At 60.0% G+C, this 25,440-nt stretch carries 21 protein-coding genes and 1 riboswitch; of the genes, 9 read left to right on the top strand and 12 right to left on the bottom strand.

Features of this window, described 5'->3' with window-relative positions; translation table 11 throughout:
- Positions 1-25 precede the first annotated feature (25 nt).
- Genes H6M51_RS21740 through H6M51_RS21720 form a run of 5 tightly spaced genes read left to right on the top strand, consistent with a single transcriptional unit; the run spans position 26 to position 5,788 of the window.
- A complete protein-coding gene (locus H6M51_RS21740) occupies positions 26-1,465 on the top strand; it encodes a UbiA family prenyltransferase (protein ID WP_185811899.1) in 1,440 nt (479 codons plus the stop codon).
- Positions 1,465-2,793 (top strand): FAD-binding oxidoreductase, encoded by a 1,329-nt coding sequence (locus H6M51_RS21735; RefSeq protein WP_185811898.1) that lies wholly within the window; start codon positions 1,465-1,467, stop codon positions 2,791-2,793. Before H6M51_RS21740 ends, H6M51_RS21735 begins: the two co-directional genes overlap by 1 nt.
- Positions 2,794-2,827: 34 nt before the next feature.
- The gene (locus H6M51_RS21730) at positions 2,828-3,250 is read left to right on the top strand and encodes a transporter (RefSeq protein WP_185811897.1); all 423 of its coding nucleotides are present in this window, start codon (positions 2,828-2,830) and stop codon (positions 3,248-3,250) included.
- Between the two features lie 53 nt (positions 3,251-3,303).
- Positions 3,304-4,314 carry an NAD(P)-dependent oxidoreductase gene (locus H6M51_RS21725; RefSeq protein ID WP_185811896.1) on the top strand — a complete coding sequence of 337 codons (1,011 nt, stop codon included), beginning with the start codon at positions 3,304-3,306 and terminating at the stop codon, positions 4,312-4,314.
- Positions 4,315-4,324: 10 nt separating this feature from the next.
- Positions 4,325-5,788 (top strand): aspartate aminotransferase family protein, encoded by a 1,464-nt coding sequence (locus H6M51_RS21720; RefSeq protein ID WP_246780635.1) that lies wholly within the window; start codon positions 4,325-4,327, stop codon positions 5,786-5,788.
- Positions 5,789-5,843: 55 nt separating this feature from the next.
- On the opposite strand, the gene H6M51_RS21715 is transcribed toward H6M51_RS21720, so the two are convergent.
- From H6M51_RS21715 to epmA, 3 genes are all read right to left on the bottom strand, one after another.
- Complete coding sequence (locus tag H6M51_RS21715) at positions 5,844-7,499, bottom strand: hypothetical protein (protein ID WP_348644561.1); 1,656 nt, start codon at positions 7,497-7,499, stop codon at positions 5,844-5,846.
- A gap of 154 nt (positions 7,500-7,653) precedes the next feature.
- The gene (locus tag H6M51_RS21710; RefSeq protein WP_185811935.1) at positions 7,654-8,697 is read right to left on the bottom strand and encodes a lysine-2,3-aminomutase-like protein; all 1,044 of its coding nucleotides are present in this window, start codon (positions 8,695-8,697) and stop codon (positions 7,654-7,656) included.
- Positions 8,687-9,754, bottom strand: coding sequence for an EF-P lysine aminoacylase EpmA (epmA, locus tag H6M51_RS21705; protein WP_185811895.1), 1,068 nt, complete (start codon positions 9,752-9,754; stop codon positions 8,687-8,689). The genes H6M51_RS21710 and epmA overlap by 11 nt, the downstream gene beginning before the upstream one ends.
- Before the next feature lie 137 nt (positions 9,755-9,891).
- On the opposite strand from epmA, the gene efp reads away from it, so the two are divergent.
- The gene (efp, locus tag H6M51_RS21700; RefSeq protein ID WP_185811894.1) at positions 9,892-10,461 is read left to right on the top strand and encodes an elongation factor P; all 570 of its coding nucleotides are present in this window, start codon (positions 9,892-9,894) and stop codon (positions 10,459-10,461) included.
- A gap of 150 nt (positions 10,462-10,611) precedes the next feature.
- Here the strand turns inward: efp and H6M51_RS21695 are convergent, their stop codons facing one another.
- Positions 10,612-10,842, bottom strand: a complete 231-nt coding sequence (locus tag H6M51_RS21695; RefSeq protein ID WP_185811893.1) for a YdcH family protein — start codon at positions 10,840-10,842, stop codon at positions 10,612-10,614.
- 100 nt (positions 10,843-10,942) lie between these two features.
- Between H6M51_RS21695 and H6M51_RS21690 the strand changes: the two genes are divergently transcribed.
- Positions 10,943-11,866 carry a hydrogen peroxide-inducible genes activator gene (locus H6M51_RS21690; RefSeq protein WP_185811892.1) on the top strand — a complete coding sequence of 308 codons (924 nt, stop codon included), beginning with the start codon at positions 10,943-10,945 and terminating at the stop codon, positions 11,864-11,866.
- A gap of 42 nt (positions 11,867-11,908) precedes the next feature.
- On the opposite strand, the gene H6M51_RS21685 is transcribed toward H6M51_RS21690, so the two are convergent.
- Together H6M51_RS21685 and H6M51_RS21680 are read right to left on the bottom strand one after the other, a co-directional pair.
- Positions 11,909-13,393 carry an NAD-dependent succinate-semialdehyde dehydrogenase gene (locus tag H6M51_RS21685; protein ID WP_185811891.1) on the bottom strand — a complete coding sequence of 495 codons (1,485 nt, stop codon included), beginning with the start codon at positions 13,391-13,393 and terminating at the stop codon, positions 11,909-11,911.
- Positions 13,394-13,396: 3 nt separating this feature from the next.
- Complete coding sequence (locus tag H6M51_RS21680; protein WP_185811890.1) at positions 13,397-14,677, bottom strand: 4-aminobutyrate--2-oxoglutarate transaminase; 1,281 nt, start codon at positions 14,675-14,677, stop codon at positions 13,397-13,399.
- Positions 14,678-14,772: 95 nt separating this feature from the next.
- On the opposite strand from H6M51_RS21680, the gene H6M51_RS21675 reads away from it, so the two are divergent.
- Positions 14,773-15,642 carry a MerR family transcriptional regulator gene (locus tag H6M51_RS21675; RefSeq protein ID WP_210314905.1) on the top strand — a complete coding sequence of 290 codons (870 nt, stop codon included), beginning with the start codon at positions 14,773-14,775 and terminating at the stop codon, positions 15,640-15,642.
- A 66-nt stretch (positions 15,643-15,708) separates the two neighbouring features.
- Here the strand turns inward: H6M51_RS21675 and H6M51_RS21670 are convergent, their stop codons facing one another.
- The 6 genes from H6M51_RS21670 to H6M51_RS21645 all read right to left on the bottom strand — a co-directional run bounded on the left by H6M51_RS21670 (position 15,709) and on the right by H6M51_RS21645 (position 24,219).
- Entirely contained in the window at positions 15,709-17,133 is a 1,425-nt protein-coding gene (locus H6M51_RS21670; RefSeq protein WP_185811888.1) for an efflux transporter outer membrane subunit, read from the bottom strand.
- Between the two features lie 130 nt (positions 17,134-17,263).
- The gene (locus H6M51_RS21665) at positions 17,264-20,380 is read right to left on the bottom strand and encodes an efflux RND transporter permease subunit (protein WP_185811887.1); all 3,117 of its coding nucleotides are present in this window, start codon (positions 20,378-20,380) and stop codon (positions 17,264-17,266) included.
- 41 nt (positions 20,381-20,421) lie between these two features.
- The gene (locus tag H6M51_RS21660; RefSeq protein ID WP_246780634.1) at positions 20,422-21,639 is read right to left on the bottom strand and encodes an efflux RND transporter periplasmic adaptor subunit; all 1,218 of its coding nucleotides are present in this window, start codon (positions 21,637-21,639) and stop codon (positions 20,422-20,424) included.
- Between the two features lie 133 nt (positions 21,640-21,772).
- Positions 21,773-22,438, bottom strand: a complete 666-nt coding sequence (locus H6M51_RS21655; RefSeq protein WP_185811885.1) for a TetR family transcriptional regulator — start codon at positions 22,436-22,438, stop codon at positions 21,773-21,775.
- A gap of 14 nt (positions 22,439-22,452) precedes the next feature.
- On the bottom strand, positions 22,453-23,397 hold the full coding sequence (locus H6M51_RS21650) for a phosphoribosylaminoimidazolesuccinocarboxamide synthase (protein ID WP_185811884.1): 945 nt from the start codon (positions 23,395-23,397) through the stop codon (positions 22,453-22,455).
- Positions 23,398-23,535: 138 nt separating this feature from the next.
- Positions 23,536-24,219 carry an energy-coupling factor ABC transporter permease gene (locus H6M51_RS21645; protein WP_185811883.1) on the bottom strand — a complete coding sequence of 228 codons (684 nt, stop codon included), beginning with the start codon at positions 24,217-24,219 and terminating at the stop codon, positions 23,536-23,538.
- Between the two features lie 51 nt (positions 24,220-24,270).
- Positions 24,271-24,486: riboswitch (cobalamin riboswitch) on the bottom strand.
- Positions 24,487-24,630: 144 nt separating this feature from the next.
- Between H6M51_RS21645 and H6M51_RS21640 the strand changes: the two genes are divergently transcribed.
- On the top strand, positions 24,631-24,843 hold the full coding sequence (locus H6M51_RS21640; RefSeq protein WP_185811882.1) for a hypothetical protein: 213 nt from the start codon (positions 24,631-24,633) through the stop codon (positions 24,841-24,843).
- The last annotated feature ends 597 nt before the right edge of the window (positions 24,844-25,440 follow it).

The raw sequence follows: 25,440 nt of genomic DNA, 5'->3' as shown, positions 1-25,440 counted from the left end.
ATAGCGTTCTGGGAGTGCAGCGGGAATGGACGCCAGATTACAAAAGAGCCTGGATCTACCACTTGCGGTCGATCTCGACGGAACGCTGATTGCGACAGACCTGTTGTGGGAGACGATCTTCCTCGCATTGAAGTCAAATCCGCTGATCGTGTTCCTCCTACCGTTCTGGGCGCTGGGAGGCAAAGCGAGACTGAAGCTCGAGCTTGCCAGACGTGTTGCGTTCGATGCCTCCCGTCTGCCCTATCGTCAGGATTTTCTTGGTTATCTGCAGGCGGAGCATGCTTCGGGTCGAACCCTTGTCCTGGCGACAGCTGCTGCTGAGCCCCTGGCGCATGCCGTTGCCGCGCATCTCGGTATATTCTCGAGGGTGTTCGCCACCAGCGAAGGGACCAATCTCGCCAGCAAAGCGAAGGCTGCCGCGCTCGTGGAGGCCTATGGTGAATATGGCTTCGACTACGCCGGCAATGATCGCGCTGACCTTGCGATCTTCGATCAGGCCCGCAATGCAATCGTCGTGGCGCCTGACAGGGCGACGTCCCGCTATCAGCAGGCGCATGACACGATGCGTTTCGACGCGCCCCGTCAGAACTTCAAGACCTATGTGAAGATGTTGCGGGTCCATCAGTGGCTCAAGAACTTGCTGGTCTTCGCGCCTGTGGTGCTCGCCCATGATTTTCTGATCGCAGAAACGATGTTCTCCGCGACGTTGGCCTTCATCGCCTTTTCGGCGTCAGCCTCGGCCATTTACATCATAAACGACATCATCGACCTGCCACTGGACCGTGTCCACCCACGCAAAAAGCATCGGCCCTTTGCCAGTGGTGCGCTGTCCATCCCCTTTGGCCTCCTGTGTTCTGCGGCTCTTCTGGCGATTGCTGCTGCGATCTGCTTCTTCCTGCCGCCGATGTTTGCCGCGATTATCGCAGTTTATATCGTCACCACCACGGCTTATTCGCTGGCGATCAAGCGGATGCTGCTGCTCGACGTCATCTGCCTCGCGGGGCTCTACACACTGCGCCTGCTTGGCGGCAAGCTGGCGGCTGACATCCCGATGTCCTTCTGGCTGATGGCCTTTGCCTTGTTCTTCTTCCTCTCGCTCGCGTTCCTGAAGCGCTATGTCGAACTGCAGAGTTCCGGAGCCCCGGAGCAGGCACGGATCGCCGGCCGCGGATATCGGCCCGAGGATATCGGGATCGTCGGTCAGAGCGGGGTATCTTCCGGCTTCACGGCGGTGCTGGTTCTGGCGCTTTACATCAACAGCGATGCCGTGGGCACGCTCTACTCGGAACCCTGGTTGATCTGGCCGCTGGTGCCAATCGTGCTCTACATCAACATGCGCGTCTGGGTGCTTGCCCATCGCCGTGAAATGAATGACGACCCTGTCGTATTCATCGCTTCGGATTGGCGCAGCCAGATCTTTATCGCGCTTGGCGCTGCACTCCTCATCGTTGCCGGGATGGTCTGATGCTCGGCGCTTATGACAGCTTCGGACGGATCGACCGACGACAGCGCACGGCGCTGCCGATGAGCGATGCCGTCGCAAGACTGCGAGGCACGACCGATGCCAGTGGCGTGACTGTCCTGCCGTTTGGCAATGGCCGGTCCTATGGAGACAGCTGCCATAATGATTGCGGTGCACTTGTGCCTATACGTGCCCCCTCTGCCGACATGTCGCTTGATGCCGAAAGCGGTCTTCTTGATGCTGCCGCCGGAGTGACGCTTGAGGATATCATTGCTCTGGTTGCACCGCATGGCTTCTTCCTGCCGGTGACCCCTGGTACCCGGTATGTCACGCTGGGTGGTGCAATCGCCAATGACGTGCATGGCAAGAACCATCATCTGCGCGGCACCTTCGGGTGCCACGTCACCAGCTTCGAGCTGCTTCGTTCGAATGGCGAGAGCCTGAATTGTTCGCTCACCAGCAATCCCGAAATGTTCGCGGCTACCATCGGCGGCATGGGACTGACCGGTATCATCACCCGGGCAAGGCTCCAGTTGATGCGCGTGCCCTCGCTCGATATCGACGAACAGATCGTGCCCTTCGCTAATCTGGAGGACTACTTCGATCAGGCTGAAGACGCCGACCAGGCCAACGAATATGCCGTGGCGTGGGTCGATCAGCTGGCTACCGGGCGTTCGTCTGGTCGGGGCCTGCTGATCACCGGCAACCATGCCCACAATGGCAATCGCCGGGCCGAGAAACAGGCGACACGTCTGTCGGTCCCCTTCGATCTGCCGTTCTCGGCTCTGAATCGCGTTAGCCTTTCGGCTTTCAATGCGGCCTACTTCGCCGCGAAGAGCCGGAAGCGCGACCTGCATCAGACAGGCTACGGAAGCTTTTTCTATCCGCTTGACGGGGTGGCACACTGGAACCGCCTCTATGGTCCACGCGGTCTCTTCCAGCACCAGAGTGTCATTCCGTTCGAGACGGCGCGTCAGACCATTCCGCTGTTGCTGCAGGCGAGCCGCGACGCTGCTCACGCGTCCTTCCTGACCGTGCTCAAGCGCTTCGGTGAGGTCGCGTCGCCGGGTATCCTGTCGTTCCCCAAGCCGGGCTATACGCTGACCATGGATTTTCCCAATCGCGGAGCGCCGACGCTTGCGCTCCTTGAGAGGCTCGATCGCCTGACGATCGAGGCGGGCGGTCGCGTCAATCCCTACAAAGATCAGCGGATGAGCGCGGCTATCTTCCAGGCCGGCTTTCCCAGCTGGACCGAACTTGAGGCAAGGCGCGATCCCGGGTTCCTGTCGAACTTCTGGCGCCGTGCAGCACTCACTCCACCGCACTCATGACGAGACCGGACATGCCATCCGACGAGAGGACATCATGAAATATCTACCCTTCATCCTGTTCACGGTGATGACCAATGCCGCCGCACAGCTGATGCTGAAGTACGGCATGATCTCGCTGGGGCCGATCAGCTTCTCGGCCGATACCATGATCCAGCGGATCTTCCAGATCCTCTTCAATCCGTGGGTCTTTTTCGGTCTTGCCATGTTCGTGGTGTCGATGGCTTCGCACCTTTACGTGCTGTCGAAGGTAGACCTCTCCTTTGCCTATCCCTTCCTCAGCCTCGCCTATGTCGCCGTCGCGCTCTGTGCCTGGCTCCTCTTTAAGGAGGAACTCGGCACTTTGAAGATCGCCGGTATCGCCTTCATCTGCGTCGGCACGATCCTGATCGCGCAGGGCGGCCATTCCGAAAGCAGGACTGCGGAACAGGGCGCTGTCGCCAAGTCGGCCGAGACCTGAGCTACGTTCACATCCAACAAACCAAAGATCAAGAATAAACAGGGGTTTAAACCATGAGACACATCATCTTCGGTGGAGACGGGTTCGTCGGACGCTACCTGGCACCCAGACTGCTTGCCGACGGTCACGAGGTCGTGGTCGCCGATATCGTCCGCAGTGACCTGCCGCATTATCGCGACGCGCGTTTCATCAACACCGATGTCACCGATCCGGAATCGATCCGCAGTCTCGGCATCAAGGCTGATGACATGGTCTATAACCTGTCCGCCAAGATGCTGTCGCCGATCCAGGTCCGCGCCAAGCGGCACGACTTCTTCTTCCCGGTGAACTATTACGGTACCGAGAACATCATCAAGGCGATGGATGCAGCCGGCGCGAAGTCTCTCGTCCATTTCACCACCGACATGGTCTATGGCCACACCTACACCTGGCCCCAGACTGAGGATCATCCGTGCAAGCCACTCGGGGAATACGGCCTCTCCAAGCTGAAGACCGAGGAGCTTGCGGCGGACTGGCGCCAGCGCGGCATGAATATCAGCCTGTTTCGTCCACGCCTGATCATCGGTCCGGGTCGTCTCGGCATTCTCGCCAAGCTCTTCAAGCTGATCGACAACAACCTGCCGGTGCCGATGATCGGTTCGGGCAAGAACCCATACCAGTTCATCTCGGTGTTCGATTGCGCCTCGGCGGCGCATGCGGCCTACAAGGCCGGCGTGCCGAACGAGGTCTATAATCTCGGATCGCTCAACCCGCCGCCGGTGAAGAAGTTGCTCGGCGATCTGGTCAAGCATGCGGGCTCGAAGTCGATCCTGGTTCCGACACCCGCCTGGGCGGTCAAGCGCACGCTCGATTTCCTCGACCTTCTCAACATGCCGCTGATGGACCCGGAGCAATATCTGATCGCCGACGAGATGTGCATTCTCGACGTGTCCAAGGGCGAACGCGAGCTCGGCTGGGTGCCGCAGTATCGCGATGAGGACATGCTGATCGCCGCCTATACAGAATACCGGAAGTCGCTCGACGGCCGTCTTGAACCCCATGCCGCAGCATCGAAGGCTGCGTGAGGAGACAGTGATGAATACTGCAGTCAGACTGAACGAACAGCCGACCCTCGATGCGGTAAAGGCGCCGCGCGCCAAGACCGAAAAGCCGAAGCTTCTGTCGGTCGATCAGGCCAAGGCGCTTGACCTGCCGCAGATGACCGATCTCTTCACGCAGCACCTCAATCCAGGCCAGCTGCATTTCATGAAGCTGCTCGGCTTCCACAAGGTGAAGGTCGAGCGTGCCGAGGGCATGTATTACTACGACCAGAACGGCCGGAAGATCCTCGACTTCTTCGGTGGCTTCGGGTCGCTGGCCTTCGGGCACAATCACCCGCGCATCATCGAGGCGCGCAAGACCTTCCAGGATGAGAAGCGGCACGAGATCGCAATCGCCTTCATGTCGCAATATGCGACGGCATTGGCTCACAATCTGGCAGCCTGCTCGCCCGGTGATCTCGACATGGTTTTCCTTGGCTCGTCGGGTTCGGAAGCCATGGAGGCTGCGATCAAGGTCGCCGAGCGGGCGGCCGGTCCGCAGAAGCCGAAGGTCGTCTATGCCGAAAACTCCTTCCACGGCAAGACCAAGGGCGTGCTGTCGATCACCGACGGTTCACTCTATCGCGGTCAGTTCAAGCTGGTCGACAACACGGTTCGCGTGCCGTTCGGCGATATCGAAGCGATCGAGAACGCCTTCCGCAGCGATCCGGAAATCGGTGTCATCGTGCTTGAAACCGTCCAGGGCGGTGGCGGCATCATTCAGGCCGATGCTGCCTTCTGGCAGAAGTTGCGCCAACTCTGCGACCAGTATGGCGTGCTCTGGGTTGCCGACGAAGTCCAGTGCGGTCTCGGCCGGACCGGCAAGTTCTATGCGTTCGAGCATTACGGCGTCGTCCCTGACGTGACCGCGCTCGCCAAGTCACTCGGCGGTGGCAAAACCGCGATGGCGGCGATGATCGCGCGGCGCGAGGTCTATATGAAGGCTTATGGTACGCCGAAGACGGCGATGATCCATGCCATGGCGACCTTTGGCGGCATCGGCGAGGCATGCGTCACTTCGATCGAAGCGCTCAACGTGCTCTATGACGAAGGCCTGATCGACCGCACTGCCGAGGTCGGCGACTACCTGCTCGACCAGCTCCGTCTCCTGCAGGCGCGCTATCCGAGCCTGATCAAGGAAGTCCGCGGTCAGGGCATGATGGTTGGCCTTGAGTTCCACGACTTCTCGCAGACGATGCCGCTGGTGCTCCGCCCTGTGATCGCGATGCTCGACGACAAGCTCAAGGGCTCGCTGCCGGGCTTCATCGGCAGCCATCTGCTACGCGATCACGGCGTTCTCGTCGCCTTCACCGAGTATAACCGCAACGTCATCCGGCTCGAGCCGCCGCTGATCTGCGAACGCGAGCATGTCGACCAGTTCATCGCGGCGCTGGACGAGGTCATGTCGCGCGGCATCATCAAGATCGTGAAGGATTTCGTCACCGCACAGGTGAAGTGACGGAGACCTGCAGCGCTTGAAAGACTTAGAGGCCGGGTTTGTGACCCGGCCTTCTTCATGACGCCTTCATGAGACCCGGCCTTAGCAAAAGGTCCCAGCAAGGGTCTATCGCGATCACCTGCCTGCCTGACAGCGCATCCCCATAGCGCTCTTCAAGCGCTCGGCGCCCCGTTGTTATCGGGCATTTCGGACGCAATACCCCATCCGTGGCGCGAACGGCTTCAAGCGCCTCGGGGGCGACTTGCCGGACTGTCCGGAAGGGATCGGCTCCGATCTGGATCTTGCGTGTGGCGTCGCGATCGAGAATCCAGGGGAAGGGGTTTACAAAGTCGAGGGTCATCAGCGTTTCAAGCCGGATCTGATTGTCGGCTTCAAATTTCAGCAATGCCTTCGCCAGGATGTCTGCGGAAATCACCCAGTAAACCTGATAATCCAGCTCGCTGTAGAGCTGCCAGCTCGGCAACTGTCCCTGGTTCGCGAGGTCGATATAGGCCGCTCCCTGCGTGGCATAATGCTGCTCCAGCATCATGGCGCGCTCCATGACATCCGGTCTGGTCGATACCTGTTGCATGTTACGCAGCAGCGGGGTGTCGGGTTCGACATAGGTCGGCGCCACGGCGACCGAACGTAGCGTCTTGTGCGCAACCTTGCTCATCGTCGGTATGGTGCAGAAGGCCGCGAGTACGAGAAAGGCGATCTTCGTGCGGTCGATGACAGCAGGCAGCCTCTGGTATGCCATCAGCAGAACGGGCCAGATGAAAATGAATTCCTGACTGCCTGTGTTCTGGGTCTCAAGAATGGTGCCGCCGAGCAGGGAGATGCCGAACCACCAGAAGGAGCGGTCGAAGAACCGTCTCGGCTCTGATGCATAATTCAGATCGGCCCAGACCATGAGCAGGAGAAGAAGGCCGGCCGGCATCAACACGTCGAGCTTGCCCGATGCAACCGTCAGAAAGCGGGGCAGCAAGGCATCCTGATTCATGGCGATCAGAGCGAGAATGTCCTTGATGTAGGCGGATATCATCCCCGTCCCAAGCTCTATGGCTACCAATGGAAGCAGGAAGGCGATGGCGGCAAGCGCGAGGTTGCCGATCGATATACGCCCAGCCAGCAAGGCTCCGAGCCCGATCAGTCCGCCGACAAGGAAACCCGTGATCTTGGTCAGAAACAGAGCCAGCATCGCAATTGCGCAAAAGAGCGCGAAGCGCGGGCCGCCGCGCATGAAGACGAGACCTGATGTCAGCACATAGAGAAGAAGCGAGGTCTGGCGGTTGTAGATGCCAAATCCATCAAGTCCGGGATAGGAATGGAAGAACTGTGCATTGGCTGGGAAGGTGGCGAAGACAAGAAACGGGATGAGCAGTGCAAAGGATGTCGCGCGGCTCGTCCTCGCCGCGTCGAGCAGCACGAGCGTCATCAGGGGCGCCGTTACGGCCAGTTGCGACCATTGCACCAGCAGCAGAGGTTGGGCTTTCGGAAAGAGCTCCAGTCCCCAGACGAAAAGATAGTAGCCCAGGGCTCCCACCGGCGTTGAGAAATCAAGGCTGGGGATCTGGCCCATCCGAATCCGCTGGGCGGCATCGAGATAGATGTAGGTGTCCCAGTACATCGGGCCGATCGGCACTGCCAGGGGCAAGACGAGAAGAATCGACAGGCCCGCAACCGCTATCCAGAGCCATGCCACCGGAGATGCGAGGAGCCTTGAAAACATTCCCCGATCATTCAGATCGTAAGCCGAGTTTACCGCCACGATTTTTCACCCCGCCGCTGATGCCGTGCCTCGATTCGCGCCATGGTGTGCAGGAAAGCTTAACAGGCGGAAAACGCCTCGCAGGATTGCTCAACTGGGGCAGGCAGTTGGCGTTTCAGGGATAGAGATGTTCTACGCCGAGACGATCGCGGACGGCGTAGCGTCCATCGCCCAGATCACGGACCGCGTCCTCGCCGAGTGCCACCTTGCCGTGGCCGCCTGGCAGGTCGAGGATGTAGTGGGGGATGCAGACGCCGGAGATCCGTGAACGCAGTTCGCGCATCAGGGCCTGACCCTCGGCGATCGACAGGCGGAAATGGCCGGTGCCGGGCGCCATGTCCGGGTGGTGCAGATAATAGGGCTTGATGCCCGTTTCGACGAAGGCCCGCATCAGCGATGTCAGGGTCTCTGCGTTATCGTTCACTCCTTTCAGGAGCACGCTCTGGCTGACCATCTGCACACCGCCGGCGATCAGCCGCCGGCAGGCCGCCCGCGCTTCCGGCGTCATCTCGCGGGGGTGGTTGGCATGCAAGGCCAGGATCACGCTTTTGCCACTGGATACCAGTGCTTCGACCAGCTCGCCCGTGATCCGCTCTGGATCGACGACGGGCACGCGGCTATGGATCCTCAAGACCTTGACGTGGTCCATGGTTGCCAGCTTCTCGGCCACATCGCGCAGCCGTCGAGCAGACAGGATCAGCGGATCGCCGCCGGTCAGGATGACTTCCCAGATGCGCGTGTCCGAGGCGATGTAGTCGAGCGCCTTTTGCAGGGCCTCAGCGCCGAGATTGCCGTCGCCCTGCGGGCCGACCATTTCGCGGCGGAAGCAGAAGCGGCAATAGACCGGGCAGACATGAACGAGCTTCAGCAGCACGCGGTCCGGATAGCGGTGGACGATACCCTCGACCGGCGAGTGGGGATGGTCCCCGATCGGATCCGGTCGTTCCGCGGGATGCTCGATCAATTCGGCGGCGTCAGGCACATACTGCGCGGCGATCGGATCTGCCGGATCGTTAGCATCAATCAGGGCCCGGACCGTGGGCGTCAGCGCGATCGCGTAGCGCTCGGCAACCGTCCCAAGGCCGGTTGCCCGATCGCTGGCGACGAGCCCCTCGGACACGAGGTCGGAAACGGTCCTGAGCGTCTGTTCAGCCAAGATGGGTCTCCGCAACCGGTGCCCAGATGACCTGATCGATCCTCAGCGCTCCCGTTGCAAGCATGACGAGTCGGTCGAAGCCGAGCGCGATGCCGGAGGCTTCTGGCATGTGCTGAAGCGCTTCCAGGAAGTCTTCATCGAGCGGATAGGTTTCGCCGTAGACCCGCTGCTTCTCGGCCATTTCGGCCACAAAGCGGCGGCGCTGCTCTGCCGCGTCTGTCAGTTCGCCAAAGGCATTGGCGAGTTCGACACCGCAGGCGTAGACCTCGAAGCGTTCGGCCACCCTCGGATCATCGGCACAGGGGCGGGCAAGGGCCGCTTCTGCGACCGGATAGCGGTCAAGGATGGTCACCCGGCCGTTGCCGAGATTGGGTTCGACCTTCTCGACGATGACCCGGCTGAAGAGATCCGCCCAGGTGTCGTCGGCGGCGATACGCATGCCGGCTGCCGCCAGTTGCCTGGCCAATGCTTCGCAGTCCGTCGTGCCGTCCGCTTCGATCGTCGCCAGAAGGTCGATGTCGGCATGGTGCGTAAAGGCATCTGCAACAGAGATCCGTTCGGGCTCGGCAAAGGGATCGACGGTCTTGCCGCCAAAAACAAAGCGCTTCGTGCCGGCCGTCTCCGCCGCAAGCGCGATCAGTTCCGCGCAGTCGCGCATCAGCTGCTCGTAATTCTCGCCGACCCGGTACCATTCCAGCATGGTGAATTCCGGGTGGTGCAGGGGGCCCCGCTCGCGGTTGCGATAGACATGGGCAAAGCAGGCGATCCTGGTTTCGCCGGCTGCGAGCAGCTTCTTGCAGGCAAATTCCGGGGACGTGTGCAGGTAGAGCGGGACCGCCGTGCCGTCATGGCCGATGGCAGCGGTGCTGAAGGCGTGAAGATGCGCTTCGTTTCCAGGCGAAACCTGAAGAGTCGCCGTATCGACCTCGATGAAATCCTGCTGGGAGAAACGGGCGCGGAATGCTGCCTGGATCCGGTTGCGCCCGAGCAGGAAGGGCCGCCGGTCCGTATGCACGGACGTGCGCCACCAGGGCGGGGATGATCGGCGGCTGTCAGTCATGCCGGAATCTCGGTCCATTTCTCAACACGGGCTGGCTATTTTGCCGGATTTGGGTTAGGTGCGCCCGAGAAATTCAAAGAGGTCAGTCGGGACGGCCGTCCTTTACGACGGGTCTTACGCAGATACAAGGAAATCCAATGGTCAAGATTATCGCCTCGTCCGTGCGCAAGGGCAATGTCATCGATGTGGACGGCAAGCTCTACGTCGTTCTGACGGCTGAAAACTTCCACCCGGGCAAGGGCACGCCGGTCACCCAGGTCAACATGCGTCGTATCGTCGATGGCGTTAAGGTCTCTGAGCGCTGGCGCACGACCGAACAGGTCGAGCGCGCGTTTGTCGAAGACGTGAACCACCAGTTCCTCTATGAGGACGGCGAAGGTTTCCACTTCATGAACCCGGAATCCTACGACCAGGTCGTTGTCGATGCCGAAACCATGGGTGACCAGAAGGCCTATCTGCAGGAAGGCATGGTTTGCATTCTCTCCATGCACGAAGGTGTGGCGCTTGCCATCCAGCTGCCGCGTCACGTGACGCTTGAAATCACCGAGACCGAGCCGGTCGTGAAGGGCCAGACGGCCTCGTCCTCATACAAGCCCGCAATGCTGTCGAATGGTATCCGTACCATGGTGCCGCCTCATATCGATGCCGGCACGCGCGTTGTCATCGCGACCGAAGACAATTCATATGTCGAGCGCGCCAAGAACTGAGCGCTGGCCTCATCTAACTGGCGAAACCCGGCGTGCTCCACGCCGGGTTTTTTATGTCCGATCTTGATGCTCAGAATGCCGGCGGGGCGCAGGGTGCCCCGCCGGCCGCTCTCGCCGGTCACGGTGCGCCATCACGGAGCGCAAGCGTGCTCAGCGTCCGGCGAGAAGAGGGGTGCCGAAGCTCGACGCCTTCGCCCGGGCTGCGCTGACCTTCGTGGTCTCGCCCTGCTCGAGCAACATGATCTGCTCCTTCAAATGCAGCTTGATCTTCTTCAAGGCGCGGACCCGTATGCCGTCCGGCTGCGGACGACGCTGTTCCTCATCGATCTTGGCGGCGACGATCGTATGGCGGGCTTTGAGGGCTTTCAGCAGTTGCTTCATGGCTGTCTCCTTTCGTACGCCAACAATGTGATGCCTCCGAGTTGATTATTCCAATTCATTGATTGTATGATTTCGATAGTTTTCCTCTATGGGGATCGCCATGCCCTTTCGACCCAGCCATCGGCAATTGGAGTATCTGGTCATGCTTGGTGAGACCGGACATTTCGGGGAGGCGGCCAAACGGTGCAACGTCTCTCAGCCGACGCTTTCCGTGCAGGTGTCGCTGCTGGAAAAGCAACTCGGCGTGACGCTGATTGACCGCATGCCCGGACGGGTCGCGCCCACCCCTGTGGGGCAGGATATCATCAATGCGGCGAAGATCATCCTGAACGGTCTCGACGAGATCACGGTGCTCGCATCAAGCTCCAAGGGGAATCTTGGTGGTGCGATGCGTCTTGGCGTGGCACCGTCCTTCGGGCCTTATTTCCTGCCACACCTTTTGCCGAAGCTCCATTCGCAATACCCGGACCTCAAGCTCTACATTCGCGAAGACCGACCGAGGCTTCTTGAGAAGGCGGTCCTGCAGGGGGAGACGGATTGCGGACTTGGCCCGATCCCCTTCGATGAGGACGATTTCGTATCCGAGCAGATCTGCCGCGAGCGGATCTATCTTGCCGTGCCGAGGGAACACCCTCTGGCCAAGCTGGACAGCGTTCCGATGGCCGCGTTGAAGGGTGCTCGGATGCTGACACTTGGCCCGGGTCACAGGCTGATGGACGAGGTGCGCAAGCTCGCTGACATGTCAGGCGCGATCCTGGCGCTGGAGTATGAAGGTTCCAGCCTGGATGCGATCCGGCAGATGGTTTCCATCGAAATGGGAATTTCGTTGTTTCCGGAGCTCTATGTGCGGACCGAATTTGCCAAGGACGAAGGTATCAAGGTATTGCCCGTCACCGACTGGCAGGGAACCCGGGACATCGGCTTCTTCTGGCGGCGCTCGTCGGCGCGGGGGAGCCACTTCCAGGCTCTGGCGAAACTCGCAAGCCAGATCGCGGATCAGCTCTTCGCCCGATCCATGCCCTGAAGGCAAAACCCCCGGCCGAAGCCGGGGATCTGGTGTCGTGTCTTAGGCAATGCCGCCGAGGCAGATATACTTGATCTCGGTATAGTCATCGATGCCGTATTTGGAGCCTTCGCGGCCGAGACCGGACTGCTTGATGCCGCCGAAGGGGGCAACCTCGGTCGAGATCAGGCCCGTGTTGACGCCGACCATGCCGTATTCCAGCGCTTCCGCGACCCGGAAGACCTTGGCGATGTCCTTCGAGTAGAAGTAGGAGGCGAGGCCGAATTCGGTGGCGTTGGCCAGTTCGATCACTTCCTCTTCCGTTTCGAACTTGAAGAGCGGAGCAACGGGACCGAAGGTTTCCTCGGTCGCGACCTTCATGGCGGTGGTGACACCGGTCAGGATCGTCGGCTCGAAGAACAGCTCGCCAGCAGAGGACGGCTTGCCGCCAAGGGCGACGGTTGCACCCTTGGAGACGGCGTCGGCGACGTGTTCCTTGACCTTCTCGACTGCCTTTGAGTCGATCAGCGGGCCGGTCGTCACTCCTTCCGCAAAGCCGTTGCCGACCTTCAGCTGGCCGACCTTCTCCGCGAGCTTCTTGGCAAAGGCGTCATAGATGCCAGACTGGACATAGAGACGGTTGGCGCAGACGCAAGTCTGACCGGCATTGCGATACTTGGAGATCATCGCTCCCTCGACCGCTGCGTCGAGGTCTGCATCATCGAAGACGATGAAGGGCGCGTTGCCGCCAAGTTCCAGGCCCAGCTTCATGATCTGGGCGGCGCCCTGGCGCATCAGGATGCGCCCGACATTGGTGGAGCCGGTGAAGGTGAGTTTCCGAACCTTGTCGTTGGCGCACATCTCTTCACCGACCATTGCCGCATCGGTAGAGGTCAGGACAGAGAAGAGACCGGCGGGTAGACCGGCACGCTCTGCAAGGATGGCGAGCGCCAGCGCTGAGAGCGGGGTTTGCGCGGCGGGCTTCGATACCATGGCGCAACCGACGGCAAGTGCGGGAGCGACCTTGCGGGCGAGCATGGCATTCGGGAAGTTCCATGGCGTGATGGCGCCGACGACGCCTACGGGCTGCTTGATGACCATGATCCGCTTGTCGGCCTGATGGCCCGGGATCGTGTCGCCATAGACGCGCTTGGCTTCCTCAGCGAACCACTCGACGTAGGATGCGCCGTAGAGGATTTCGCCGCGGGCCTCGGGCCACGGCTTGCCCATTTCCATGGTCAGGATCGTCGCCAGATCGTCGGCATTGGCAACCATCAGGTCGTTCAACTTGCGCAGGACCGCAGCGCGCTCCTTGCCGGTTTTCTTCGCCCAGGCCTTTTGGGCGGTATGGGCGGCGTCGATCGCCTTGGTCACTTCCGCCTTGCTGACGTTCGGAAGAACCGCAATGACTTCGCCGGTCGCGGGATTTGTGACCTCGAAGGTCTTGCCCGACTGGCTTGCAGCCAGCCAGTCATTGCCGACCAGCGACTTGTCGGTCGCCAGTGTCGGGTCCTTCAGCTTTTCGGTCAGCGTTTTTGAAATGGTCATGCCTCAGGCTCCTGCAGCGACTTCGCGGATCGAGGCTTCGATCAGATCGAGCGCCTCATTGAACACCTCGTCCTGGATGGTGATCGGAGCGAGGAAGCGGATGACGTTGCTGTAGACGCCGCAGGTGAGAAGGATCAGGCCCTTCTCCAGCGCCTTGACACGCACCGCATTGGTGAAATCCGCATTCGGCTTGTCGGTTCCCGGGACCTTGAATTCGACGGCGTTCATGAAGCCGAGGCCGCGGATGTCCATGATGTGCGGAACGTCGGCGCGGATCGCTTCCAGGCGCTGCTTGAGACGATTGCCAAGCTGGTTGGCGCGGTCGCAGAGCTTTTCCTCTTCGATGACGTCGAGAACGGCATGGGCGGCGGCGATCGCCAGCGGGTTGCCGGCATAGGTGCCGCCGAGACCGCCGGGGCCGGGCGCATCCATCAGCTCGGCGCGACCGGTGACGGCCGAGAGCGGGAAGCCGCCGGCGAGGCTCTTGGCCATCGTCGTCAGGTCCGGAACCACGTCATAATGCTCCATGGCGAAGAGCTTGCCGGTGCGGGCAAAGCCCGTCTGGACCTCGTCGGCGACGAGCAGGATGCCGTGTTCATCGCAGATTTCGCGCAGCGCCTTCATCAGAGCGCGCGGCACGTCGTAGAAACCGCCTTCTCCCTGAACAGGCTCGAGGATGATGGCAGCCACGCGCTTCGGGTCGACGTCTGCCTTGAACAGCTTGTCGAGAACATCGAGCGTGGTCTCGACATCAATGCCGTGCATTTCGAGCGGGAAGGGCACATGGAAGACGTCGCCCATCATCGGGCCGAAACCGACCTTGTAAGGGACGACCTTGCCGGTCAGGGCCATGCCGAGGAAGGTACGGCCGTGGAAGCCGCCGGTAAATGCAATAACGGCGGAGCGGTTGGTCGCGCAACGGGCGATCTTGATCGCGTTTTCAACGGCTTCAGCACCCGTCGTTGCAAAGATCGTCTTCTTCTCGAAATTGCCAGGGACCATCTTGTTCAAGCGCTCGGCGAGAGCAACATAGTTTTCATAAGGCACGACCTGGTGGCAGGTGTGCGTGAAGCGATCGAGCTGGTTCTTGACGGCTTCGACGACCTTCGGGTGGCGGTGGCCGGTGTTGAGAACGGCGATGCCGCCGGCGAAGTCGATGTAGCGTTTCCCTTCGACATCCCAGATCTCCGAGTTCTCAGCCTTGTCGGCATAGATCTGCGTGGTCATGCCAACGCCGCGGGAAATGGCGTCGTTCTTGCGGGCTGAGATTTCGGCGTTCTTCATCGTTTTCGTCCTGTGCGAAGGGTTGCCAGCGGCGTCGCATCAAACTGCGATCGCCCGGTGAGATATTTCCTACATTTTTTCTGTAGACTTGCAATATGCCTTGTCGGCATTATCACGCGAGACTGCGACATTTCGTAGGGGGTAGCGTGGACGATATCCGGTTCAAGATTGCAGAGGCCGCACGAATGGCGGGGGTTTCTCCCTCCACCTTGCGTCTGTGGGAAAGCCAGGACCTGATCCAAGCAATCCGGACGCCGACAGGCCAGCGGCTCTACGATCGCGCTCTTATAGATCGGCTGAAGCGCATTGCCTGGCTTCGAAGCGAGAAAGGTCTCAACCCGGCGGCAATCCGAGAGACCCTGCGAGAGATTTCGCCCGAAGGTGAAGAGGAGGCGGGGGATCAAGAGGATGATGCCTCCGACATCCGTCCGGGTACGAGGATGCGAAGGTTAAGGCGCGAAGCTGGCAAGACGCTTGACACCGTCGCCCAGGCGACCGGCGTTTCCGTGTCGCAGCTCTCCACGTTCGAGCGTACATCGCAAGGTTTGTCCTTTACGGCACTTCATGAGGTTGCGCGCCATCTCGGGACAACGCTCGCTTCGCTCAGCGGACAGGAAGAGGGAAGGGGCGGGGAGTCGCTGATCCGGGACGGCAAGTGGGCTTCCTGGCCAACCACCTCTTCGGGCGTTGCCGTCCAGGTCTTAGCCGAGGGGCGCAACATGATGGAGTGCAACCGCTTCCAGCTTGCGCCCGGGGCGTCTAGCGAAGGCGCCTATCAGCACGAAGGGGAGGAGTTCATCCATATGCTCTCCGGTAGCCTGGAGATCATTCTCGACGGCGATCAGTTCTTCGAATTGCACGCTGGCGACAGCTTCTATTTCGAAAGCCGCCGGCCCCATTCCTGGCGCAACATTTCAAGCGGCGAAACTGTTCTCATCTGGATCAACACGCCTGCCACCTTCTAAAGCACTGCAAAGAAAAGCCCGGAAACCGTCTCCGGTTCCGGGCCTTCATTTGCGTATGGGGGCTGCTTACCTGCTGGCAACGACCTTCTTCGCGCCGTCCCAGGCATAGCCGCCGCCGATCGCGACGTTGAGCTGGACATAGCCGTTGGCGAGCTGCTGGACAGCCTGGGCGAGGTTGGCCCGTGCGCTGGCGACGTTACGCTGGGCATCCAGCACGTCGAGAAGCGACGAAGCGCCATCGCGGTAGCTTGCGGTGGCCAGCGAAAGCGCTTCTTCATAGGAGCGAACAGTCGCGGTGAGGGCAGATACCGTCTGACGGGTGCGGCTGACGGCAACCAGGGCGTTCTCCACTTCGGAGACGGCGTTCAGGACGGTCTGCTTCCAAGCCAGATAGGCCTCGCGCGCAGCCGCTTCACGCGCCTTGACAGTCGCCCGGCGTGTGCCGGCGTCGAAGATCGGCAGGTTCAGCGTCGGTCCGAAGCCCCAAGTCGTTGACTTGCCGCTGACCGCAGAGGTCGCGACGAGCGAAGGAGAGATCGAACCATTCAAGGTGATCGAAGGATAGAGCGCCGCTTCGGCAACGCCAATTTCAGCGGTAGCTGCTGCGAGGCTGCGCTCGGCGGCACGAATGTCCGGGCGGTTGCGGATCAGGTCGGCCGGGACACCGGCATTGACGCTGCGACGCGCATAGGGCTGGGCTGCGCCCTTTTGCAGGTCTGCCAGCAACTCGGTCGCGGGAAGGCCGAGCAGCAGCGAAATCCGGTGCACCGACTGACGGAAGGAGATCTCGAGACCGGGGATCTCGGCAAGCGTCGAGTTGACAAGACCTTCGGACTGCACGACGTCGAGGCGCGATGCAGCACCGGCTTCCAACTGGAGGCGCGTCAGTTCCAGTGTCTCACGACGCGATGCGAGGTTCTTGCGGGCAATCGCGATGCGTTCCTGGAAGTAGCGGGCATCGATGTAGGCGTTGACGACGCTCGACAGGAAGGTCAGGCGAGCCACATCGGCGCGGGCATAGGCGGCGTCAAGGGTGGCCTTGGCGCTTTCCTTCGCCCGGCGATACTGGCCGAACAGATCGATGATCCAAGAGATGTTTCCGGTGCCACTGGTGGTGTTCGTGGTTCTGCTGTCGCTGTTTGCAAGTGCCCCGCTGGCGTTGGTCTTCGAGACCTGATGGTTGGCAGATGCATTCACCTGCGGGAAGGCCGCAGCGTCCGCAGCTTCAAAGCTTGCCTCGGCCGACGTGATGCGCTCGATCGCTTGCAGGACGTCAAGGTTCTGGGCAAGACCGGTTTCCACAAGACCGTTGAGACGGCGATCGTTGAAGGCCGTCCACCAGGGTGCGAGGGTCACATCCGCGGCGGCGCGGGCGCTGCCTTCGGAGAATTTGACAGGCAGCGTGGTCTGCGGCGCTTCATGGTCTGGACCAACGACACAACCAGAAAGGAAAAGCATTACGAGTGGAGCGGCAGCACGAATCTTAAGCATCACGTGTTCCTGTAAAAATCCTGGTCCTGCGACGACGAGGTGTTCGAGATCCTCGAGCCAACGACCGACATACACACGTAGGCTGCCGCAGCAGCCTACGCATTAGTTGGTTAACATAGTTTGTCAATGTTCACGACGACAGCGATTCCTTTGGTTTTGCACCGCCGAAAAGTTGACGAATGATGACAAAAAATGACGGAACGAAGAAGATTCCGAGTGCCGTTGCGGTCAACATGCCGCCAAGTACGCCAATCCCGATTGAATTCTGCGCCGCAGAGCCGGCGCCAGTCGCAATAGCCAATGGCACGACGCCCAGGATGAAGGCGAGCGAAGTCATGATAATCGGGCGCAAACGGAGTTTTGCGGCCTCCAGTGTTGCATCAATGACACTCAATCCAGCGGCCTGTCGATCCTTGGCGAACTCAACGATGAGGATTGCATTCTTGGCGGCCAGACCGATTGTGGTCAGGAGACCGACCTTGAAGTAGACGTCATTCGATTGTCCGAAGAAGGTTGCGGCCGCGACTGCGCCCAGCACGCCGACGGGGACCGCCATGATCACCGAGAACGGGATCGACCAGCTTTCGTAGAGGGCTGCGAGGCAAAGGAAAACGATCAGAACGGACAAGGCATAGAGCAGAGGCGCTTGTGAACCCGAGAGCCTTTCCTGATAGGAAATACCCTGCCACGCCACGGTGTAGCCGCCATCCATGGCCGCGGTCAGCTCTTCCATGGTGTCCATCGCTGTCCCGGAACTTACGCCTGGTCCAGCCGCGCCCTCCAACGAGATTGCACCGACACCGTTGAACCGGCTGAGCGTCGGAGCACCGCTGATCCACTCTGTTTTTACGAACGAGGAGAACGGGACCATTTCTCCCGCCCGGTTGCGAGCATGCCAATCGTTGATTGCCGTTTCCTGCAATCGGTAGGGTGCATCACCCTGCACGTAGACAGGCTTCAGTTCACCGTTCAGGGTAAAGTCGTTGACGTTGCGTCCGGCAAAGATCGTCGACAGCATGTTGTTGACGGTTGCGATGTCGAGACCCATGGCACCCATCTTTTCCTGGTCAAGCAGGAACTTCAGCTGGGTTTCCGGTGGCGGGTTGTTGGAGCGCAGCGAGCTGATACTGGGGTTGGTGCTCCCTGCCTGCATCAGTTGCTGTGAGGCCGCGGCGAGCGCTTCCGTGCCGTTCTTCCCGCTGTCGACAAGGTACATCGAGAAACCGCTCGAACTGCCAAGACCCGGGATCGCAGGTGGCTGCAGCGGGAAGACCATCGCGTCACGCAGGGTGAAGAAGTAGCCCATGGCACGCTGGACGACTGCCGAAGCCGCCAGTTCTGGCTTTTCACGCAGTTCAAAATCCTTGAGTTTGGCAAAGACGAGGGCATAGTTCTGGCCCGAGCCGGTGAAGGAGAAGCCGGAAACCGAGAAGACGTCCTGAATCGCGTCCTTCTCCTGGTCCAGATAATAGTCCTCGATCTTCTTGATGACCTCTTCCGTGCGCGTGACCGTCGCGCCATTAGGCAGTTGGACGATGGTCATGAGCACGCCCTGGTCTTCCTGGGGAAGGAAGGAGGACGGAAGGCGCAGGAAAAGCCAACTAAGGCCGCCGATCACGATCGCAAACATCAGCATGACGCGTAGCGGGCGCTTCAGGAGGTAGGCGATGGAGGAAACATAGCCACCTGTCGCGCGATCGAAGTTCCGGTTGAACCAACCGCCCAGGCCGCGATTTTGTTTGTGGTGATCTATCGGCTTCAGCATCGTCGCGCAGAGCGCCGGCGTCAGCACCATGGCAACGAGCGCCGAGAGCAGCATTGCCGAGACGATGGTCACCGAGAACTGGCGGTAGATGATACCGGTGGAGCCGCCGAAAAAGGCCATCGGAATGAAAACGGCCGTCAGCACCAGGGCGATACCGACGATCGCTCCGGTGATCTCTCCCATTGACTTCTGGGTCGCCTCAAGCGGCGAAAGTCCTTCCTCCGACATGATCCGCTCGACGTTCTCCACGACGACGATCGCATCGTCGACCAGGAGCCCGATCGCCAGCACCATGGCAAACATGGTGAGCGTGTTGATGGAATAACCGGTGATGGCGAGGACCCCGAAGGTTCCGAGCAGCACCACGGGAACGGCAATCATCGGAATGATGGTCGCGCGCAGGTTCTGCAGGAAGACGAGCAATACCACGAAGACCAGCACGATCGCTTCGAGCAGCGTGTGAACGACTTTCTCGATCGACAGCTGCACAAAGGGCGTCGTGTCGTAGGGGTAGGTGATAACGACGTTTTCCGGCAGCGAAGGTCCGATGGTCTCAAGCTGCGATTTGACGAGGGCTGCGGTATCCAGCGCATTTGCGCCAGTCGCGAGGTTCACAGCAAAGCCGGTCGCAGGATTTCTGTTTGCGCGGGTCTTCGTGCCGTAGCTTTCCTGCCCGATCTCAATGCGGGCCACGTCGCTCAGGCGAACCGTCGCGCCGTCCGTTTCGGTCTTGAGGATGATCGCCTCGAAGTCCGACACCGATTGCAGCTGGCTCTGAGCCGTAACCGTCACCGTCAGCTGCTGACCGGCCGGGGCAGGCTGACTGCCCAGCGCGCCGACGGAGACCTGGGTGTTCTGGGCCTGGATCGCGGTGGTGACATCGGAGGGGGTTAGCTGAAACTTGTTGAGCTGGAACGGATCGAGCCAGACCCGCATGGCATAGCCCGTTCCGAAGACCTGAATGCTGCCGACGCCTTCAAGGCGCTTGATCTGATCCTCGATCTGGGACGAGAAGATGTCGCCGAGCTCGACATTGCTGCGGGCGCCATCGGTCGAGACGAGCGCGCCGACCAGCAGGATGCTAGAGGTTGAGCGCGTCACCGAGATGCCGGAGGTCTGAACGACATCCGGCAGCTGGGACTGAACCAGCTGGAGCTTGTTCTGAACCTGAACCTGGGCGATTTCCGGATCGATGGAATTGCCAAAAGTGAGGGTCACAGACGCCGAGCCGGTGCTTGACGAGGATGTCATATAGGTCAAATCATCAAGACCGGTCATCCCGTCTTCGATGATCGAAGTGACAGATTTCTCGACAGTCTCGGCGCTGGCGCCGTTATAGCTTGCCGAAATCTGCACCGTCGTGGGTGCGATTTCGGGATATTGGGCGATCGACAATGTCGAGATCGCCAATGCGCCCCCGAGCATGATGATGATCGCGATCACCCAAGCGAAGATCGGGCGACGGATGAAATACTGGGCCATGGGTTATCCTCTACGCCTCGGTTGCCTTGCCTGTCGCACAATCACGGTTGCGCAGCAGGAGCAGCAGCCGGGGCCGCGGTCTCTTCAACAAGCCCGTCCTCATTGATCTTCGCCTCGACCGGCTGTACCGGTGCGCCGTCGCCTATCCACTGGAAACCATCAACGATAAGCTTGTCGCCGTCTTTGATGCCGGAGGCGACGAGCCAGTTGTTTGCGGAGACCTCTGCATTTTCGAAGGTACGCGTCTCGACCTTGTTGTCGGCGGTCACGAACTTCGCGGTCAGCTTGCCGTTCGGGTTGCGCGTGGCAGCCCGTTGAGGGATGAGATAGCCTTCTTCAACGCCAACATCGACAGTCGCTCGGACATACATGCCCGGCAGTATCAGATTGTCCGGATTATCGAAGAGCGCGCGGATCGAGAAGGTGCCAGTCGTCTGGCTGACCGCCAATTCGGACATGTCGAGCTTGCCGACAATCGGATAATCGATGCCGTCTTCCAGCGTAAGTCGGATGTCGGCCGTCTCTCGGTTCGTCTGATTGATGCGACCAGCCTTGATCGCCTCGCGCAGCCGCAGCAAGTTCGCGCTGGATTCCGTCAGGTCGATATAGATCGGGTCAAGACGGCGCAGCGTCATCAGGCTGTCTGTCTGATTGGCGGTCACGACATTGCCGATCGAATAACGAGATATTGTCGTCACACCCTCGAACGGAGCCCTGATTTCGGTAAGCCCGAGTGCAATCTCCGCCGACCGCAAGGCGGCCGCGGCCTGGGCAACATCCGCTTCTGCCTGAAGCAGCGTCACCCGCGCGTTTTCAAGTTCGACCTGTGTGGCGCCGCTCCCTACCAGGCGCTCCTGGCGGGCGAGGTTGGATCGTGCCGTCGGTACACCCGCTTCAGCCTTCTGCAGGCTGGCCTGCGCCTGGGCGACAGCTGCGCGGTAGGTGTCGTCCTCGATCTTGAAGAGCAGATCTCCGGTCTTGACCTTGCTGCCTTCCTTGAAGGCGATTTCTTTGATGATGCCGCTGACACGCGGGCGGATCTCCGCCATCTGGAATGCCGAGGCGCGACCGGGCAGAGTGGTCGTGATCTCATGCGCTTCCTGCTTCATGACAATAACGCTCACGGCTGCCGGCGGACGTTCACCTCCACCAGCTGCAGCGCCGGCGCCGCCTTGAGCCGCTTGCTGGTCGGAGCAGCCTGCCAAGGCTGCGGTACAGATGACGAGAACGGAGGCAAGTCTGAGGCTTGGGCGCATCAAATAATCCCATACATATGGCAAGGCAGTAATCGAAGACTGTCGCGCCCATTTCCTTCGAAACACGGCGCGCCGGAAAGTGGAAGCGCATGCCGAGGCGCCCACCATTCTTTGAAGTGACGTAAATCAGCAAACGTCACTTTACAAGCGGCGACCGCAGTGCAGCATCAATGAGACGTACGACTTCTCGGCAGCGTGTTGCCATTATGTCAGCCTTTTCCATCCCGGTCATGACAGGATGAATGACGCAGGCGAGTGCGTCGAAGGTCGCGTTGGCCAGCCGCGGGACATCATCCGCGTGATAGACGCCTTCCCGGACCCCGGCTGCAATTATTTCGGCGATCATGCCAACCACGATCTCGCGAAAGCGGTCTCCGCAGTCCAGTTCTTCGGTGATGGTAACCAGGATCATTTCGAAGACAAAGGGCGCGTCCGTCTGCTCGGACAGATGCTCTTCCATCAGATGATGGGCGAGCGCATGAAGCCGCTCCGGGGCCGGCTTGTCGCTTGCCAATGCTTTAAGCGCATTGAGGGTCTGTTCGATCGCCCGCGTCGCGATCGCATCGACGAGGCTCGTTTTTGTACGAAAATGCTTGAAGACATTGGCCGGCGACATCGACAGTTCCGTGGCGATGTCGGCAATGGCGACACTTGCATAACCATGGGTGCGGAACAGCCGTTCGGCTGTGTTGAGGATCTCCTCCCGAGTTTCTTCTGCCGGGCGTCTCGGGCGACGCTGGGTTACACCCGCCCCCATCGAGGGGCAGCATGAGCCAGGGCGTGCTCGAGAATCCTGATCCATGGGTCAAGCCTTTCTCATGGGAAATAGGAGGCTAGATTTGTGCGGACGCGGGCCCAGGGGCTTTCGCCGTTATCATCGGGCTGAAACTCCAGTCCTGTGATTGCTTCATATGCCTTGATATAGACCTTCGAGGTGTCTTCGACCAGAGATTGCGGAATTTCCGGGATCGGATCGACATAAGGATCACAGCGTTCGGCGACCCAGGCGCGGACGAAATCCTTGTCGAAGCTTTGGGGACGCTCGCCCTTCTCAAAGCTCGTCTGATAGCTGTCAGCGATCCAGTAGCGACTGCTGTCCGGCGTGTGGATCTCATCCGCCAGGATGATCGTGCCGTTTTCGTCAGTCCCGAATTCGTATTTCGTATCGACGAGGATGAGGCCTCGCTCGGCGGCGAGTTTCTGGCCACGGGCAAACAGCGCCAGCGCGTAACGCGACAGCGTTTCCCATTGCTCGGCGGTGAGCAGCTTCTTCTCGACGATCTCCGCCGGCGTCAGGGGTTCGTCATGGCCTCCGTCGAACTCCTTGCTCGTCGGCGTGATGATCGGGGTCGGGAGTTTCTGATTGTCGCGCATGCCATCGGGAAGGGTGATCCCGTACATGCTGCGCTCCCCCTTCTTATAAAGTGTCAGGATCGATGTGCCGGTCGTGCCGGCAAGGTAGCCGCGAACGACGATCTCGACGGGTAGAATATCGAGACGCTTGCCGACCACGACATTTGGATCCGGATAAGCGATGACATGGTTGGGGCAGATGTCGGCCGTCTTCTCGAACCAGTAGCGCGCAGTCTGTGTCAGCACCTGGCCCTTATAGGGAATGCAGGTCAGGATGCGGTCGAAGGCGCTCAGGCGGTCCGTCGAGATGATGACCCGGCTGCCATCGGGCAGATCATAGTTCTCGCGCACCTTGCCACGATAATAGTTGGGCAGTTCCGGATAATGGGCTTCGGACAGGATACGCATGGAGGTCCTCGATCTCTAGACGGGTCATGGCACCTCAGATGGTGCGGTTTGCGGCCCGCGGTACCCCAAAGCGGCGGCTCTTTCAAAAGAAAAAAGCGCATGGCGGGTGCCATGCGCCCTTCAGTCTCATCAGCGCAATCAGACGGCTGCGCGGTGCAGGCGGCCATTGAAGAGGCCGTTGTCGGTCGCGTTCTTCCAGGACTTGGCCGCGGCGAGAACTGCGAGATCGACGAGGGGTTCGATGAGGATCACGGTCATATAGGCTGCGCCAAAGCTTGCGATGCTCGTCAGGCTCTCGGCAGTGAAGCCATGACCATAAAGGGCCCAGAAGGCGACCCAGGCGACGATGCCGCCCTGATAGGCGGTCGACAATGCGAGCGCATCGCGATAGCCGACATCCACATAAGCCTTCTTCTGCGGGATGATCCGTTCAGCGAGCTGACTGATGGCAAAAAGCGGAACGATCAGCGTCGTGACATTCATTCCATATTGCGGAAGATCAAAGGGTGCAAAGAACAGGCCCTGCAGCAGGAGGCCAAGAGCCAGGCCGAGCGAGGCTGCGCCGGCACCGAAGATGAGGAAAAGTGTCGAGCCGAGGATCAGGTGTACTTCCGACACGCCGACGGGATGATGCGGCAAGACCTCGAAAAAGGCGAAGACAAGCGCGGTCGTGGTCAGTGCCCGACCGGCGAGCCCAATCAGGCGTGCCTTCGACCTGATATCATCGACGACCATCTTCCCGACGAGGCCGAAGGAGAGGGCAGCCGTAGCATAGCTCAGTGCGAGTTTGGCGCCATCAACGACGCCGGGTTCAATATGCATATCTCAAGTCCTTTCGTCCGCGCCCACCGCGCGGGAAGAGTGAATGGCGCTTTCGTGCCGCAAAGCGATGGCAGGTCTCCTGGCTTACGGGTCAGGGCTTCGGTCCGCCTTATCAGCACAAGGCCAATGGCATGTCGGACGTCGCTCGCCGTTCACAGTTGCGGGGGCAGCCACGGTATCGGCCCCTGATGGGTAATCCTCACCGTATTCCCTCTTCGTCCGCCCATCCTGTCCTGTCCGGGCGGAACCATCACATGGCAAGCTTAGGCCGGCGGATGAAGCGATGTCCAGCAGATTGCGACGTCAGCGAAAAGGAATGCGCGCATCCTTTGCAAAAGCCAATTTGCCGCATTGAACGGGCCCCACGAAGGCTCCTATCTGCGGTCCATGCTGAGAGAGACGAGGTTTGGAATGGCAGACATCATCTATCGCGTGCCCCTGTTCGGCTGGATGCTGAAGGAGGCGATCCACGGACCAACGACGGCGAAGGTCCTGTTCGTGGTCAATCTGCTGCTGATCTGGGTGCTGGCAATCGCGACGTTCGGTTATCCCGCGATCATCATCCCAGCGCTCAGCGCCGTCCCGATCATGTTCGTCTTGCTGATCCTGATCACCAAGGGCTAAAGCGATTTCCGGGTCTTTTAACGAAGCTGGTCACTTCCCATATAGAGAAGGACCAAGGGCCGAATGCGATCGGATGCCGCCGTTGGCGCAAATGCGATGCATAGAATCATATGGTGATTTTTTCGCTTTAAAATCAACGATTTGAAAAAAACGACAGTTTTTTGACAAATGGCTGTTGACGGGAAAAAGGAGTGGCCGTATAAGCCGCCTCACCGAACGAGAGGGCGGCGCCAAACGGCCTGGCACTCTGGTTCAAAAAAGATCTCGAACTTAGCGTTTGCTGGTTTTGTTGCCCGACTTTAGGGTTGGGTGGATGGGGATTTTTGACGGGTATTTGTCCGTCTGTTTTTTGACAATTGAAGATGGAAGAAAGAGAAACGTGGGCGGCGGTCTTGCGCAGGTAGCACAGAGATGTGCTTTCTAAGAAGACAAACGACGGTCACGTTTTGATATGAGAACACCAGGCTGGTGGCGCAGTGATGCGTAATCAGCCGAGTGAGTTCTCGTCGATTCAGAACAAAGTGATTAGTCGAGATTGAATTCTCAACTTGAGAGTTTGATCCTGGCTCAGAACGAACGCTGGCGGCAGGCTTAACA

Source organism: Rhizobium sp. AQ_MP, from assembly GCF_014237835.1.
Taxonomy (GTDB): Bacteria; Pseudomonadota; Alphaproteobacteria; order Rhizobiales; family Rhizobiaceae; genus Allorhizobium.
Note: the sequence above shows the minus strand (reverse complement) of the source record. Positions and strands in the feature narration are given on the sequence as shown.

Excerpts from the sequence above, each read along its gene's own strand:
- H6M51_RS21680 (WP_185811890.1), bottom strand. The coding sequence starts at position 14,677 with ATGAAGAACGCCGAAATCTCAGCCCGCAAGAACGACGCCATTTCCCGC.
- H6M51_RS21730 (WP_185811897.1), top strand. The coding sequence starts at position 2,828 with ATGAAATATCTACCCTTCATCCTGTTCACGGTGATGACCAATGCCGCC.
- H6M51_RS21735 (WP_185811898.1), top strand. The coding sequence starts at position 1,465 with ATGCTCGGCGCTTATGACAGCTTCGGACGGATCGACCGACGACAGCGC.
- H6M51_RS21685 (WP_185811891.1), bottom strand. The coding sequence starts at position 13,393 with ATGACCATTTCAAAAACGCTGACCGAAAAGCTGAAGGACCCGACACTG.
- H6M51_RS21715 (WP_348644561.1), bottom strand. The coding sequence starts at position 7,499 with ATGTTTTCAAGGCTCCTCGCATCTCCGGTGGCATGGCTCTGGATAGCG.
- H6M51_RS21720 (WP_246780635.1), top strand. The coding sequence starts at position 4,325 with ATGAATACTGCAGTCAGACTGAACGAACAGCCGACCCTCGATGCGGTA.
- H6M51_RS21695 (WP_185811893.1), bottom strand. The coding sequence starts at position 10,842 with ATGAAGCAACTGCTGAAAGCCCTCAAAGCCCGCCATACGATCGTCGCC.
- H6M51_RS21675 (WP_210314905.1), top strand. The coding sequence starts at position 14,773 with ATGCCTTGTCGGCATTATCACGCGAGACTGCGACATTTCGTAGGGGGT.
- H6M51_RS21655 (WP_185811885.1), bottom strand. The coding sequence starts at position 22,438 with ATGGATCAGGATTCTCGAGCACGCCCTGGCTCATGCTGCCCCTCGATG.
- epmA (WP_185811895.1), bottom strand. The coding sequence starts at position 9,754 with ATGACTGACAGCCGCCGATCATCCCCGCCCTGGTGGCGCACGTCCGTG.
- H6M51_RS21740 (WP_185811899.1), top strand. The coding sequence starts at position 26 with ATGGACGCCAGATTACAAAAGAGCCTGGATCTACCACTTGCGGTCGAT.
- H6M51_RS21725 (WP_185811896.1), top strand. The coding sequence starts at position 3,304 with ATGAGACACATCATCTTCGGTGGAGACGGGTTCGTCGGACGCTACCTG.
- H6M51_RS21690 (WP_185811892.1), top strand. The coding sequence starts at position 10,943 with ATGCCCTTTCGACCCAGCCATCGGCAATTGGAGTATCTGGTCATGCTT.
- H6M51_RS21650 (WP_185811884.1), bottom strand. The coding sequence starts at position 23,397 with ATGCGTATCCTGTCCGAAGCCCATTATCCGGAACTGCCCAACTATTAT.
- efp (WP_185811894.1), top strand. The coding sequence starts at position 9,892 with ATGGTCAAGATTATCGCCTCGTCCGTGCGCAAGGGCAATGTCATCGAT.
- H6M51_RS21645 (WP_185811883.1), bottom strand. The coding sequence starts at position 24,219 with ATGCATATTGAACCCGGCGTCGTTGATGGCGCCAAACTCGCACTGAGC.
- H6M51_RS21670 (WP_185811888.1), bottom strand. The coding sequence starts at position 17,133 with ATGCTTAAGATTCGTGCTGCCGCTCCACTCGTAATGCTTTTCCTTTCT.
- H6M51_RS21665 (WP_185811887.1), bottom strand. The coding sequence starts at position 20,380 with ATGGCCCAGTATTTCATCCGTCGCCCGATCTTCGCTTGGGTGATCGCG.
- H6M51_RS21640 (WP_185811882.1), top strand. The coding sequence starts at position 24,631 with ATGGCAGACATCATCTATCGCGTGCCCCTGTTCGGCTGGATGCTGAAG.